Source organism: Chelativorans composti (assembly GCF_039541695.1).
In the GTDB taxonomy this organism is placed as follows: Bacteria; Pseudomonadota; Alphaproteobacteria; order Rhizobiales; family Rhizobiaceae; genus Chelativorans; species Chelativorans composti.
Genome location: NZ_BAABGS010000075.1, coordinates 102,076 through 115,007 on the forward strand (window position 1 = coordinate 102,076; position 12,932 = coordinate 115,007).

The following is a 12,932-nucleotide window of genomic DNA, read 5'->3' on the forward strand; positions in this document are numbered from 1 at the left end:
GGGCTCCCCCCCTTGGACGATCCTTGCGGGGCAACGGCATTTCCCGTACCCGCCTCCGGGGCCCTCAATTCACGCCGGTGTCTGCGCTCCGCCCGTCCTTCTGGAAAGAAAAATGCGCAGACCAATGACAGACGCGGCAGAAAATTGCTGGATCGCGTTGGATTTACGGAGTTTACAATTCAAGCATTTCAAGAAGAAAACAATTTACCTCGTCGGCAAATGTTTTCGTGAATTGTCCTTCCTGTTCACATGACATGACAGAGGCGAAACAGGACTTTTCGATTTTTTCCGACGCGTCTACACTTCCGGCCGACCATACACGGGAGGATCAGTATGATCGCATTTTCACGACGCACGTTCATCGGAGCCACGGCGGCCCTTTCCCTTTGCCTTTCGGCGACGGGAGCCAGCGCCCAGCAGTTCATCAACGTTCTGACGGGTGGCACGTCGGGCGTCTACTATCCGCTGGGCGTCGCGCTGTCCGAGATCTACGCGAAAGGCATCGAAGGAGCCCGCACCCAGGTGCAGGCCACCAAGGCTTCGGTGGAAAACCTGAACCTGCTGCAACAGGGCAAGGGCGAGATCGGTTTCTCGCTCGGCGACTCGGTTCAGGAAGCCGTGAAGGGCAACAAGGAGGCCGGTTTCCCGCAGCCGCTCGACAAGCTGCGCGGCGTTGCCGCCATTTACCCGAACTACATCCAGGTGGTCGCCACCCAGGATTCCGGCATCAAGACGCTTGAGGACCTTAAAGGCAAGAGCCTGTCGGTCGGCGCTCCGGCCTCGGGCACCGAGCTCAACGCCCGCGCCATCTTTGCCGCGGCCGGCATGAGCTACGACGATCTCGGCAAGATCGAGTACCTGCCCTTCGGCGAGTCCGTGGAGCTGATCAAGAACCGCCAGCTCGATGCGACGCTGCAATCCTCCGGCCTTGGCGTTGCCTCCATCCGTGACCTGGCAACCTCGCTGCCGATCAATGTCGTCGCCATTCCGAAGGACATCGTGGAGAAGATCGGCGCGCCCTATGTCTCCGCCGTGATTCCCGCAGGCACCTACGAGGGGCAGGCCGAGGACGTGGAGACGGCTGCGGTCGGCAACTTCCTGATCACCCATGAGGGCGTGCCGGAAGAGACCGTCTACCAGATGACCAAGCTGCTGTTCGAGAATCTTCCGCAGCTCATTGCTGCCCACTCGGCAGCCCAGGCCATCGATGTGAACAAGGCCGTGGACGGCATGCCGGTGCCGCTGCATCCCGGCGCCGAGCGTTATTACCGCGAAGTGGGCGTCCTGAAATAGCGTCCTCTGCCATGGAGCGCCGACAGATCCCGCTCCATGGCCACTCTTCGATGGTGCAAAATTCAATGGTTCATCCAGGCGGGGCCGACGCCGGTCCGGCGGCCGTGCGGATCACCCGTATCCGGGCTCTCCTGCCGGCGCCGGCAAGCCCCGTCTGCATTTCCATCTCCCGCAATCCTGATCGGATTGCGGTTTGTTCGTGTGGAGAGACAACGTGAGCACAGCTGCCAAGGTGGAAAGTCCGATCATACCTCAGGACAGCGCGGAAGAAGTCATTGATGGCCTGCCGAAAGGATTTGGCGAAGGATTTCTAGGCAGGCTGGCGTTCTGGATAGCCTTCGCCTTTTCGCTGTTTCAGATCTGGGTTGCAGCCTATGGCGCCCTGCCTAGCCAGGTCATCCGCGCCATGCACGTGGGCATTCTGCTGCTTCTGGGCTTCGCCCTGTTCGGCAACCTGGTTGCGAGGACGCCGTTGGGACGGGCCTGGTTCTGGCTCCTTGGCATCCTTGGCTTCTCCACGGGCCTTTACAACTGGATCTTCTACAAGGACCTGATCATCCGCTCCGGGTTCCATACGCCGCTGGATCTCGTCGTGGGCGTGGTGCTGATCCTCCTTGTGTTCGAGGGTGCACGACGCCTGATGGGCTGGCCGCTCACCATCATCGCCGGCCTCTTTCTCGCCTATACCCTATTCGGCAACCATCTGCCGCCGCCCTTCATCCACCGCGGCTACGACTTCGCACAGATCGTCGAGCACTTTGCCTTTGGCACCGAAGGCATTTACGGCACGCCGATCTACGTCTCGGCCAGCTACATCTTCATCTTCGTGGTCTTCGCCGCTTTCCTCGAGCGCGCCGGAATGCTTGCTCTCTTCAACGATTTCGCTCTCGGTCTTGTCGGCGGCTGGCGCGGCGGCCCGGCGCAGGTCTGCGTCATGTCCTCCGCGTTGATGGGCACGATCTCCGGCTCGGGCGTGGCGAATGTCGTGGCGTCCGGCCAGTTCACAATCCCGTTGATGAAGCGCTTCGGCTTCCGCTCGGCCTTCGCAGGCGGCGTCGAGGCCACATCCTCAATGGGCGGACAGCTCATGCCGCCTGTGATGGGCGCCGTGGCCTTCATCATGGCCGAGACACTGAACGTACCCTATGTCGAGATCGTCAAGGCTGCACTCATCCCTGCCATCCTCTTTTTTGCCACCTGCTTCTGGATGGTGCATCTGGAGGCCGGCAAGGCGGGCCTCGGCGGCATGGACAAGGACACGCTGCCGGATCCCTGGAAGGCAGTCCGCCAGCACTGGCCGCTGGTTCTGCCGCTCGGCATGCTCGTCTACCTGCTTTTCGCCGGTTACACGCCCATCTTCGCCGGCACCATCGGCCTGACGATGATCGTCGTGCTGCTGCTCGGCATGCCCCTTGCCGCCCTGATCGGCCCCTATGCTTTCCGCGTCGTCTTCTGGATCGCCCTGGGCCTTGCCGCCGCTGCCTTCCTTGAGTACGGCGTGAACGTCCTCGCCCTGCTGATCGGCGCGCTGGTCCTCGCCTGCGCCCTCGTGAAGGGTGGGCGCGAGACGCTTGTCCTCTGCCGTGACGCAATGGCAGAGGGCGCCAAGAATGCTCTGCCCGTCGGCATCGCCTGCGCCATCGTCGGCATCGTCATCGGCACGCTGACGCTCACCGGCATCGCTTCGACCTTCATCGGCTGGGTGATTTCGATCGGCCAGAACAACCTGCTCCTGTCGCTGATCCTCACGATGATCACGTGCCTCGTGCTAGGCATGGGCATCCCGACCATCCCGAACTACATCATAACCTCGTCGCTCGCCGGTCCCGCGCTGCTGCAGCTTGGCGTGCCGCTGCTGGTGAGCCACATGTTCGTCTTCTACTTCGGCATTCTGGCTGACCTGACGCCGCCGGTAGCGCTTGCCTGCTTCGCGGCGGCCCCTATGGCGAAGACCTCCGGCCTCAAGATTTCCATCCAGGCCACCAAGCTCGCGACCGCGGGCTTCCTGGTGCCCTTCATGGCGGTCTATACTCCGGCGCTCATGCTGCAGGATCCCGGGCCCCTTTCCGCCCATATCGGCGACTGGGGCGAGGTGACCTACCTCTTCCTTAAGGCCTGTTTCGCCATCGGGCTGTGGGGCATGGCCGTGGTGGGCTACCTCTTCGGCCACGCGCAATGGTGGGAGCGCCTGATCAGCTTTGCCGCCGGCATCCTGCTGGTTCTGGCCCTGCCCGCCACGGACGAAGCCGGCTGGCTGCTCGGCATTTTCGTTATCGGGCTGCACTGGTGGCGCACCCGCCGCCAGGCGGCACCCGCTGCCCCCTGAGGCAGCGATGCCGGCCCTCTGCATCCTGGCCGCGGGAAAGATGACGGTTCTCGCGGCCTCCCTGTTCTCCCTATCCTGGACCCATTCCGTCCAGAAGACCGAATGGCGGGAGACATGGGCGGTCACGCCGGATGGCCTCGTCCTCGAGGAAGCCCGCGTCAAAGGCTCCGGCGCGGGCATGGATCCCCCCGAGGATGCTGTGTTCGAGGATGGCTGGTGGGTTTACCGGCCGAACCGCCCGCCCCTTCCCTCGCTGACCCTCGCCGCTTCCGGCGCGACCGGTGGTGGCTGGACCCTATGCGCAGAGGGACAGTGCCTCAGCCTTGGAGAAACGGCAGGCGCCCCCATTACCGTTGCCCCCTGCGATCGCCCTCCGCACGAATAGAGCCGGGCGTATCCGCATTCCGTCTCCGATGGCGGCGGTTCGGTACTACAAGTGCCGGAACCATGCTTCGTGCCTGCCGACACGCCCTCCCTGACGCAAAAGAGGCATGGGCAATCGTGCCCGTGCCTCTCCCACGTCCGCGTGATGGTCTGCCGGCTACTCGAGAATGTAGACGATCTCGCGGGTCTGCGGCTCGACGAGAACGGTCCGCCCGTCGACCACGAAATAGCGGTACTGCACGCCGAGATCGGGCGCATCCAGCGGCTGCAGCTCGATTGCTTCGGGCAACGGCGTGCCGACTTCGAGCGTCAGCTCCGGCGGCATTTCGACCGGCTGGGGCTGATGCGTGACCACATACTCGCGGATGACCGTCTCCTGTTCGGGAGTGATGACCACCGTCTGGGCCATGGCAGTTCCGGCGAATGCCGCAGCGGCGGCCGTGAGAAGGATGCGTCGCATGATGATGCTCCTGTTGGTTGATACCGCCCCAACTTCAGGCTCGGGAGCTTGTTCCCCTGTGGGGAGAGGGACATGGCACCGCCATCGCGCCAGGCGGCACATGAGCGCGATCGCGGGATTAAGGCTGCGCGCGGTTCGTGCTATGAGCCTCGGAAACCGCCACCGCTGGGGAGCATGCAATGACCATCACCATTTACCACAATCCCAAGTGCGGCACCTCCCGCAACGTGCTGGCCATGATCCGCGAAAGCGGCGAGGAACCTGTCGTCATCGAGTACCTGAAGGATCCGCCCTCGCGCGAAAAACTGAAGGAACTGCTGGCGGCGATGGGCATGAGACCGCGCGAGCTGCTGCGCCGGAAGGGCACGCCCTATGACGAGCTTGGCCTGGATGATCCCGAGTGGACCGACGACCAGCTCATCGGCCTGATGGTCGAGCACCCGATCCTCATCGAGCGGCCGATCGTCGTCTCGCCCCGCGGAACGAAGCTCTGCCGCCCCGCCGAGACGGTGCGCTCTCTGGTGGGGTGAGGCTGCTTCGGCGCCCGCGGCGATCGTCTCCGGCACGCATGAAGCGCGAAAGGCTGCCCGCCCGGCAGCCTTTCGTTTTATGATCCGTGAAAGTCTTCTGCGCCTAGCGCACCTGGTCGAGGAGCCGCTTGCATTCGAGCAGGTCGAACAGCGTCTCCTGCAGCAGCGCCCGGTTCTCCTTGGAAAGCGAACCGCCCTCGCCTTGCGTTTCCTCGCGCGAGCCGCCCAGCCCGAAGAAACGCCGGGCCGGCTTGACTCTCGCCTGGCCGACCAGATCCTCGCCCTCGGGCGCCTGCGGTGGTGCATCGGTCTCGGCCCCGGCCTCGGTATCGGCGGCCTTCATCCGGCTGAAGGCCTCCACCTCGGCGATGTCCTCACGCCCGACCGCGATCACGAACTGCACGCCGTTTTCGCGCAGGATCTTCTGTACGCCCTTGATCGTATAGCCCTGCTCGTAGAGCATGTAGCGGATGCCGCGAATGAGATCGACGTCCTGCGGCCGATAGTACCGCCGCCCGCCGCCGCGCTTGAGCGGCTTGATCTGCGAGAAGCGGGTCTCCCAGAACCGCAGCACGTGCTGCGGCAGGTCCAGCTCTTCGGCAACTTCGCTGATGGTGCGGAATGCGTCCGGGCTCTTGTTCATATCCATGCCCTTCTCGCTCAGATACGACTCATTCGTATATAGAGCAATGTTCGCACAGAAATGACAAGTACTTAGGATAAGAAGTTACACCAGCGGCGGAATCGGGTGGTCTCGGTGGCGTTCTTGCTGTCGCGAGTTACAGGGACCGCGCGTCGCATTCTGCGGGAAGGTAATCCGCGAAACTCGTGGATGAGTTGCCGTTCAAAGCTGTAGGGTTTCGTGGGCGCTTCAGGCTTTCACATGTATGCTCTGGCCTTGATCCGGCAACAGACGCGGAACCCCTCACCTGCGCGTCTTGGAGGGCGAGAGTTCCGGAACGCGAAGCCTGTTCCCAGCCCGCCCTTTCAACGGCCAAAAATGGCGTGAACGGTCCTCCGCCCGAAGTTTCGGGAATTCCGAGCCGTACTAGGAAGAAGAGGACGACTTCTTCTTTCGGTTCTGATGGGCGCGCAGGATGTGGTTCTTGAGCACGTTGGATGCCTTGAAGGTCATCACACGGCGCGGAGAAATCGGTACTTCCTCGCCCGTCTTGGGGTTGCGGCCGATGCGCTCGTTCTTCTCGCGCACCTGGAACGTGGCAAAGGACGACAGCTTCACTGTCTCTCCCCGCACAATGGCGTCTGACAGTTCCTGCAGAACCATCTCGACGATCTGCGCCGACTCCGTGCGTGACAGGCCGATCTTGCGGTAGACTGCCTCAGCGAGGTCTGCGCGTGTGACGGTTTTACCCCCCATCAGACGGTCCAATTCTTCCAAACTATTGAAATTACAACGAAGCTCAGGGCGACGTTACCCAAATTGCCGCCCCGAGGTCAAGCGCCCAAAAGCTAAATTTAGCGGCGTTACCAGCGCAGGAGCACGGCACCCCAGGTGAACCCGCCGCCCATGGCCTCTAGCAGGACCAGGTCGCCCTTCTTGATCTTGCCCTCGGCGACCGCGCAAGCCAGTGCCAGCGGCACCGAGGCTGCCGAGGTGTTGCCGTGCTTGTTGACGGTGATGATGACCTTCTCCTCGGCGATGCCGAGCTTCTTGGCGGACGCGTCGATGATGCGCTTGTTGGCCTGGTGCGGCACGAACCAGTCGATGTCCTCGGCCGTGACCCCCGTCTTGGCGAACACGTCCTCGATCACATCGGTGATCATGCCGACGGCATGCTTGAACACCTCGCGGCCCTGCATGCGCAGATGGCCCACGGTGCCCGTGGTGGACGGTCCGCCGTCGACGAAGAGCTTCTCCTTGTGCGAGCCGTCGGAACGCAGCGACGAGGCCAGGATTCCGCGATCCTCGACAGTACCCTTCCCTTCCGTCGCCTCTAGCACGACCGCACCCGCGCCGTCGCCGAACAGCACGCAAGTGGTGCGGTCGCTCCAGTCGAGGATGCGCGAGAAGGTTTCGGCGCCGATCACCAGCGCCCGCTTTGCCATTCCGCCGCGGATATGCAGGTCGGCGCAGGTGATGGCGTAGACAAAGCCGCTGCACACCGCCTGCATGTCGAAGGCGAAGCCGTGCTGCATGCCCAGGCGCTGCTGAATTTCGACTGCCGACGCCGGAAACGTGTTGTTGGGCGTGGCGGTCGCCACCACGATGAGGTCGATGTCGTCGGGAGTGAGGCCCGCATTCTCGAGCGCCGCCCGGGCCGCCGCCTCGCCCAGCGATACGGTGGTTTCATCGTCGCCTGCGATGTGCCGCTGCTCGATGCCCGTCCGCTGCACGATCCACTCGTCGGATGTATCGACGAGCTTTTCAAAATCCTTGTTGGTCATGATGCGGCGCGGCAGAGCCGAACCGACGCCGATAATAGCGGACCTGATCATCAAATTTCACCTATGCATCGGATTCTTCGCGGACTGCCAGCACCTGGGGCCGGCGCGCATGATAGAGATCGAGCGTGGCGCGCGTCTTCTCGAAAACGCCGTTCTTCACCAGCTCATAGCCCAGCTCGACAGCCGCAGCAAACCCTTCTGCATCTGCCCCCCCGTGGCTCTTCACGACGATGCCCTTCAGTCCCATGAAGACACCGCCGTTGGTCTTGTTTACGTTCATCTTCTCGCGCAGGCGGTCGAAGGCCCCCTTGGCCAGCAGATAGCCGAGTTGCGACAGAAGCGAGCTGTTCATCGCCTCGCGCAGGTACGCGGCGATCTGCCGGGCGGTACCCTCGGCGGTCTTGAGCGCGATGTTGCCGGCGAAGCCTTCGGTGACGACCACGTCGACCGTGCCCTTGCCGATGTCGTTGCCTTCGACGAAGCCCACGTAATTCATGCTTTCGAGATTGGCCTCGCGCAGCATGCGTCCGGCTTCCTTGACCTCCTCCTGGCCCTTGATCTCCTCGACGCCCACATTGAGCAGGCCGACCGTCGGCCTCTCGATGTCGAACAGGGCGTGCGCCAGCGCCGCGCCCATGATGGCGAAGTCGACCAGGAGCTGCGCGTCGGCGCCGATCGTCGCGCCCACGTCGAGCACGATGCTCTCGCCGCGCAACGTCGGCCAGATCGCGGCGATGGCCGGCCGCTCAATGTCGGCCATGGTGCGCAGGCAGAACTTGGACATGGCCATGAGGGCGCCGGTGTTGCCCGCCGAGATGCAGGCGTCGGCATCGCCGTTCTTCACCGCTTCGATGGCCTTCCACATGGACGATTTCCACCGCCCGTGGCGGAGCGCCTGGCTCGGCTTCGCATCCATTTCCACCGCCACGTCGCAATGGACAAAGGTGCTGATCTCCTGCAGCTTCGGCATCCTCTCGAGGACGGGAAGAACGACTTGCTGCTGGCCAAAGATTACAAATCTTATGTCGGGCCTGCGGGTCGCAACCTGGAGGAGTCCAGCGAGCGTGACCTCGGGTCCGTGGTCGCCACCCATTGCGTCAATAGAAATGCGTATCACGCGAAACTTGCCTCTATTATTCTCCTGGCCGCCTTAAAAACGCTGCGAAAATAGCTTTTTTGTGGGACGGCACAACACCGTGTCATAAAAAGTGTACTCGGTTAATTGCCCCCGCCGAGCTTTTTCAGCTGTTCATAAAGCGGTCCCCGCTTTTCCTCAACCTCACCGCCAAGCGCTTCCTCGAGGGTAATGCCCTCCTTCCGTGGATAAGGATCAATGCCGAGCGTGAAAAACTCCTCGGCCAGCGCGCCGAGGTCGATCGAGTCGTCGCTGTAGGTTTCCGGCAGGTCCTCCGCCTCGGGATTCAGGATGATCTCCGTCTCGTCGAGGTGCCTGGCAAGCTTCGACGTCTCCGGCACGAAAATGGCGGTGATTTCCTCGTCGATGTGCGAGAGGATCGGGTCGAGCGTAACCACGCACTGCTGTGTGATGCGGGCGCGCACCCGTCCCTTCACCATCACGCCATCCGCCTTCCACTTCTTGACGGAAAGCTCGGCCGTGAATGCCTCCACCGACAGGAGGTCGTGAATGCGGGCCAGCTCGGCCCGCTGCGCCTCGTCGGCTTCCAGCGTGACATCCGCCCCATTCTTCGGCAGGCGGTTGACCTGGAACATGAATGAGACGGGGCTTTGAGCGTCGGCTGTCATCGGTCTACTCCTGCTCGAAAGAGATAAGGCGCAATGTTCCCGCGGCCAGTTCCTCATCGGAAACGGACTGAAGGGCGGCCGCTGCCCGCATGACATAGGCAGCGAGCGGCGCAGCCCCTTCCCACTTCTCCTGGTCCGGATGGATATTGCGTTTGAGCGCCTCGGCGAGAGCCGCCTCGTCCCCAGCATCCACAGCTTCCGTGTAGGAGGCGAGCCGCCCATAGAACATGCGCGCGAACTTCTTCATGCGCCTGGGCACGCCCATGTCGCCGATGCCGATTTCTCGCAATGAATGGTCGAGATCCTGGAAGAACTGATCAGTGAGCTCCTGCGCGATGTCCTGGAGAGCCCCTTGCCTGTCGCGCACGCGGTGCAGGAACAGGAAGAAATGCACCGACAGCATCTCGAATCGGCCAAGCGGCGTGTCGGGCACGCCGAGCTGGGCGTAGAACGCCGGCTGCCGGGCACCCGCCACGATCCGCTCGTAGAGCGCATCGACGATGGCCTGGCGTTTCTTCCGCCCCTGACCGAACAACCATCGGAACATTGAGAAACGGGCTCCTTGTGAATGCAGTTATCTTGGCAAATCGAAAGCATTCTGTTGCATCAGCGCGGTAGCTGGTTTACCCGTTTTGACGGCACGCGCAAGGCTCGTGGGCACGCGAAGCTGATGAATGAAGAGGAGATGTCGTTGCAAGTGCGAAATTTCGAGACCAGCCATGCCGGGCGGCTTGTGATTGCCGCATTTCTTGCGGGAGCCGGACTGGTTCTTGCTGGCTGCAACACCGTTTCCACCCTTACGCCCGGCGAAACGCTGACCCAGGGTTACGTCATCGACGAGAAGGCGCTGGAACTCGTTCCGGTCGGATCGAGCCGCGAGCAGGTTCTGCTGGCACTTGGAACGCCCTCGACGACAGCCACGTTCGACAATGAGGTCTTCTACTACATTTCCCAGACCCGCCGTCGTTCAGCAGCTTTCATGAAGCCGAAGCTCGTGGACCAGAGGGTCTTGGCCGTCTACTTCGGCCCCGACGGCCGCGTGAAGCAGATCGCCCACTACGGCCTGCAGGATGGCAAGGTTTTCGACTTCATCTCGCGCACGACGCCGACCGGCGGACGCGACCAGAACTTCATCGCCCAGATGATCACCGGCGTGGCCAGCGGCCAGATGCCGATGAACCCGCTGGGGGCGGGCGGCATGTAAAGCCATTCCTGCCAGACAGAATGCAGGAGGCCTGCGAAGCGTCTTCGCAGGCCTCATTCTTTTGTGGTCTTCAGCTCCTCCTTCAGATGCTTCGGCAGCCTCCGATTGAGGAGCAGCAAGCCCCCATCAGTGCGCCAGGACCGCAAGAAGCAGCAGCGCCATGATGTTGGTGATCTTGATCATCGGGTTGACCGCCGGACCGGCCGTATCCTTGTAGGGATCGCCGACCGTGTCGCCCGTCACCGATGCCTTGTGCGCGTCGGAGGCCTTCTCGTGCCGCACCCCGTCCTTGTCGACGAAGCCGTCCTCGAAGCTCTTCTTGGCGTTGTCCCAGGCGCCGCCGCCCGAGGTCATGGAGATCGCCACGAACAGGCCGTTGACGATCACGCCGAGCAGCGAGGCGCCGAGCGCTGCGAAGGCCGAGGCCTTGGAGCCGGAGATGAGCAGAACGCCGAAATAGACCATGAGCGGCGCCAGCACCGGCAGCAGCGACGGGATGATCATCTCGCGGATTGCAGCCCTGGTGAGCATGTCCACCGCGCGGGCGTAGTCCGGCCGCTCCTTGCCGGTCATGATGCCCGGCTTCTCGCGGAACTGCCGCCGCACCTCCTGCACCACCGCACCGCCCGCACGGCCCACCGCCGTCATTGCGATGCCGCCGAACAGATAGGGGATCAGGCCGCCGAAAATGAGGCCGGCCACCACGTACGGATTGGAGAGGTCGAACGAGACCTCGCCCAGCCCTGCGAAATACGGGAACTCGCCGCTGTTGGCGGAGAAGTACTGCAGATCGTAGTTGTAGGCCGCGAAAAGCACCAGCGCGCCGAGACCGGCAGAGCCGATGGCGTAGCCCTTGGTGACAGCCTTGGTTGTGTTGCCGACCGCGTCGAGCGCGTCGGTCGAATGCCGGACCTCCTTCGGCAGGCCGGACATTTCGGCGATGCCGCCCGCGTTGTCCGTCACCGGACCGAAGGCATCGAGCGCCACGATCATGCCGGCGAGACCGAGCATGGTCGTCACCGCGATCGCCGTGCCGAACAGACCCGCGAGCTGGTAGGTGAAGATGATGCCAGCCACGATCACGATGGCCGGCAGCGCCGTGGACTCGAGCGACACCGCGAGGCCCTGGATCACGTTGGTTCCGTGGCCCGTTACCGACGCCTGCGCGATCGAGTTCACCGGCCGCTTGCCCGTTCCCGTGTAGTACTCGGTGATCATCACGATGAGGCCGGTGACGATCAGGCCGAGCAGGCCGCAGATGAACAGGTTGAGGCCGGTGATCGGAATACCGTCCACCACGCCGATCTCGCCCCAGCCGATGGTGAGCGATGTCGCAGCGCCCACGCCGAGGATGGAGAGAAGCCCGGTCACGATCAGTCCCTTGTAGAGAGCGCCCATGATCGAGCCGTTGGGACCAAGCTTCACGAAGAATGTGCCAGCGATCGAGGTGATGATGCAGGCGCCGCAGATGGCCAGCGGATAGAGCATGGCGCTGCCGAGAACCTCGCTGCCCCCGAAGAAGATGGCGGCCAGCACCATCGTCGCCACGGTCGTCACGGCATAGGTCTCGAAAAGGTCCGCGGCCATTCCGGCGCAGTCGCCGACATTGTCGCCCACATTGTCGGCGATGGTGGCAGGGTTGCGCGGATCATCCTCCGGAATGCCCGCCTCGACCTTGCCCACAAGGTCGCCGCCGACGTCAGCGCCCTTGGTGAAGATGCCGCCGCCAAGACGTGCGAAGATGGAAATGAGCGAGGCGCCGAAACCGAGCGCCACAAGCGCGTCGACGACGGAGCGGCTCGACGGGTCTAGCCCCATTGGACCGATGAGGATCCAGTAGTAGACGGAAACGCCGAGCAACGCGAGGCCGGCCACCAGCAGGCCGGTGATCGCACCTGCCTTGAAGGCGAGATCGAGGCCAGCCGCGAGACTGTTGGAGGCAGCCTGCGCCGTCCGCACATTCGCGCGGACCGAAACGTGCATGCCAATGAAACCGGCCGCGCCTGAAAGCACCGCGCCGATCAGGAATCCGAAGGCGGCTTCGGCATTAAGCAGCAACCAGGTCAGGATGAAAACGACTGCCCCCACCCCTGCAATGGTCGTGTACTGACGGGTAAGATATGCCTGCGCCCCCTCCCGAATGGCCGCAGCAATCTCCTGCATGCGTGCATTGCCCTGATCCGCCGCGAGGACGGATTGCGTAGCCCAAATGGCGTACAGGACGGAAAGCAAGCCGCAGGCAATGACTACATAAAGCATCGTCATGCCAATTTCCCTCTGATGTGGCCCAATGAACTCCTCCCGAGCCATGAGAAAAGCTGTAATTTTACGATAACAGCCCCACAGCAAATTTATGCGAGAGCCTTCCGGCAAGGTCAAGCCAATGAGGAAAAAAGAAAATTTCCGCTGCATCGCGGATAATGGACGCGCTTCATTCACGTATTCATTGCAGGTTTGAAATAAACATCACGGAAAATGCGCCCTTGTGGGGCGTGTCCAAAGATTAACCCTTGTCAAGTTCTTATCCAGGGCGCGAAGGAACGGCTGAGGCGGAAACCGCAGGCG

Annotated in this window: 13 protein-coding genes; 5 read left to right on the forward strand and 8 right to left on the reverse strand. The window is 62.6% G+C overall.

What is annotated here, in order from left to right; all coding sequences use genetic code 11:
- Positions 1 to 333 precede the first annotated feature (333 nt).
- From ABD906_RS15710 to ABD906_RS15720, 3 genes are all read left to right on the forward strand, one after another.
- Positions 334 to 1,293, forward strand: coding sequence for a TAXI family TRAP transporter solute-binding subunit (locus ABD906_RS15710; protein WP_165278735.1), 960 nt, complete (start codon positions 334 to 336; stop codon positions 1,291 to 1,293).
- A 214-nt stretch (positions 1,294 to 1,507) separates the two neighbouring features.
- Positions 1,508 to 3,619: a TRAP transporter permease gene (locus ABD906_RS15715; protein ID WP_345100610.1), complete on the forward strand. Its 2,112-nt coding sequence runs from the start codon at positions 1,508 to 1,510 to the stop codon at positions 3,617 to 3,619.
- A gap of 40 nt (positions 3,620 to 3,659) precedes the next feature.
- Positions 3,660 to 4,004 carry a DUF1850 domain-containing protein gene (locus ABD906_RS15720; protein ID WP_345100612.1) on the forward strand — a complete coding sequence of 115 codons (345 nt, stop codon included), beginning with the start codon at positions 3,660 to 3,662 and terminating at the stop codon, positions 4,002 to 4,004.
- Between the two features lie 156 nt (positions 4,005 to 4,160).
- Here the strand turns inward: ABD906_RS15720 and ABD906_RS15725 are convergent, their stop codons facing one another.
- Entirely contained in the window at positions 4,161 to 4,463 is a 303-nt protein-coding gene (locus tag ABD906_RS15725) for a DUF1236 domain-containing protein (protein ID WP_165278738.1), read from the reverse strand.
- Positions 4,464 to 4,642: 179 nt separating this feature from the next.
- On the opposite strand from ABD906_RS15725, the gene arsC reads away from it, so the two are divergent.
- Positions 4,643 to 4,993, forward strand: coding sequence for an arsenate reductase (glutaredoxin) (gene arsC / locus ABD906_RS15730; protein ID WP_165278739.1), 351 nt, complete (start codon positions 4,643 to 4,645; stop codon positions 4,991 to 4,993).
- A gap of 103 nt (positions 4,994 to 5,096) precedes the next feature.
- Here the strand turns inward: arsC and ABD906_RS15735 are convergent, their stop codons facing one another.
- The 6 genes from ABD906_RS15735 to ABD906_RS15760 form a co-directional block, all read right to left on the reverse strand.
- Positions 5,097 to 5,636 (reverse strand): MerR family transcriptional regulator, encoded by a 540-nt coding sequence (locus tag ABD906_RS15735; RefSeq protein ID WP_345100615.1) that lies wholly within the window; start codon positions 5,634 to 5,636, stop codon positions 5,097 to 5,099.
- A 405-nt stretch (positions 5,637 to 6,041) separates the two neighbouring features.
- Positions 6,042 to 6,371, reverse strand: coding sequence for an integration host factor subunit alpha (locus ABD906_RS15740; protein WP_165278740.1), 330 nt, complete (start codon positions 6,369 to 6,371; stop codon positions 6,042 to 6,044).
- Between the two features lie 107 nt (positions 6,372 to 6,478).
- Positions 6,479 to 7,450 (reverse strand): beta-ketoacyl-ACP synthase 3, encoded by a 972-nt coding sequence (locus tag ABD906_RS15745; protein WP_165278741.1) that lies wholly within the window; start codon positions 7,448 to 7,450, stop codon positions 6,479 to 6,481.
- Positions 7,451 to 7,460: 10 nt separating this feature from the next.
- The gene (plsX, locus tag ABD906_RS15750) at positions 7,461 to 8,516 is read right to left on the reverse strand and encodes a phosphate acyltransferase PlsX (RefSeq protein WP_165278742.1); all 1,056 of its coding nucleotides are present in this window, start codon (positions 8,514 to 8,516) and stop codon (positions 7,461 to 7,463) included.
- A 101-nt stretch (positions 8,517 to 8,617) separates the two neighbouring features.
- Positions 8,618 to 9,163, reverse strand: coding sequence for a YceD family protein (locus ABD906_RS15755; RefSeq protein ID WP_345100619.1), 546 nt, complete (start codon positions 9,161 to 9,163; stop codon positions 8,618 to 8,620).
- A 4-nt stretch (positions 9,164 to 9,167) separates the two neighbouring features.
- On the reverse strand, positions 9,168 to 9,710 hold the full coding sequence (locus tag ABD906_RS15760; RefSeq protein ID WP_165278744.1) for a ubiquinol-cytochrome C chaperone family protein: 543 nt from the start codon (positions 9,708 to 9,710) through the stop codon (positions 9,168 to 9,170).
- Between the two features lie 138 nt (positions 9,711 to 9,848).
- Here ABD906_RS15760 and ABD906_RS15765 point away from each other — a divergent pair, with 138 nt between their 5' ends.
- Positions 9,849 to 10,367 (forward strand): outer membrane protein assembly factor BamE domain-containing protein, encoded by a 519-nt coding sequence (locus tag ABD906_RS15765; protein ID WP_165278836.1) that lies wholly within the window; start codon positions 9,849 to 9,851, stop codon positions 10,365 to 10,367.
- A gap of 126 nt (positions 10,368 to 10,493) precedes the next feature.
- On the opposite strand, the gene ABD906_RS15770 is transcribed toward ABD906_RS15765, so the two are convergent.
- Positions 10,494 to 12,632, reverse strand: coding sequence for a sodium-translocating pyrophosphatase (locus ABD906_RS15770; protein ID WP_345100621.1), 2,139 nt, complete (start codon positions 12,630 to 12,632; stop codon positions 10,494 to 10,496).
- Positions 12,633 to 12,932: the final 300 nt, after the last annotated feature.

Bases quoted from the DNA above. Each gene is read 5' to 3' on its own strand.
- arsC (WP_165278739.1), top strand. From the start codon at position 4,643: ATGACCATCACCATTTACCACAATCCCAAGTGCGGCACCTCCCGCAAC.
- ABD906_RS15710 (WP_165278735.1), top strand. From the start codon at position 334: ATGATCGCATTTTCACGACGCACGTTCATCGGAGCCACGGCGGCCCTT.
- ABD906_RS15720 (WP_345100612.1), top strand. From the start codon at position 3,660: ATGACGGTTCTCGCGGCCTCCCTGTTCTCCCTATCCTGGACCCATTCC.
- ABD906_RS15745 (WP_165278741.1), bottom strand. From the start codon at position 7,450: ATGATCAGGTCCGCTATTATCGGCGTCGGTTCGGCTCTGCCGCGCCGC.
- ABD906_RS15755 (WP_345100619.1), bottom strand. From the start codon at position 9,163: ATGACAGCCGACGCTCAAAGCCCCGTCTCATTCATGTTCCAGGTCAAC.
- ABD906_RS15760 (WP_165278744.1), bottom strand. From the start codon at position 9,710: ATGTTCCGATGGTTGTTCGGTCAGGGGCGGAAGAAACGCCAGGCCATC.
- ABD906_RS15725 (WP_165278738.1), bottom strand. From the start codon at position 4,463: ATGCGACGCATCCTTCTCACGGCCGCCGCTGCGGCATTCGCCGGAACT.
- ABD906_RS15765 (WP_165278836.1), top strand. From the start codon at position 9,849: ATGTCGTTGCAAGTGCGAAATTTCGAGACCAGCCATGCCGGGCGGCTT.
- ABD906_RS15740 (WP_165278740.1), bottom strand. From the start codon at position 6,371: ATGGGGGGTAAAACCGTCACACGCGCAGACCTCGCTGAGGCAGTCTAC.
- ABD906_RS15770 (WP_345100621.1), bottom strand. From the start codon at position 12,632: ATGACGATGCTTTATGTAGTCATTGCCTGCGGCTTGCTTTCCGTCCTG.
- ABD906_RS15735 (WP_345100615.1), bottom strand. From the start codon at position 5,636: ATGAACAAGAGCCCGGACGCATTCCGCACCATCAGCGAAGTTGCCGAA.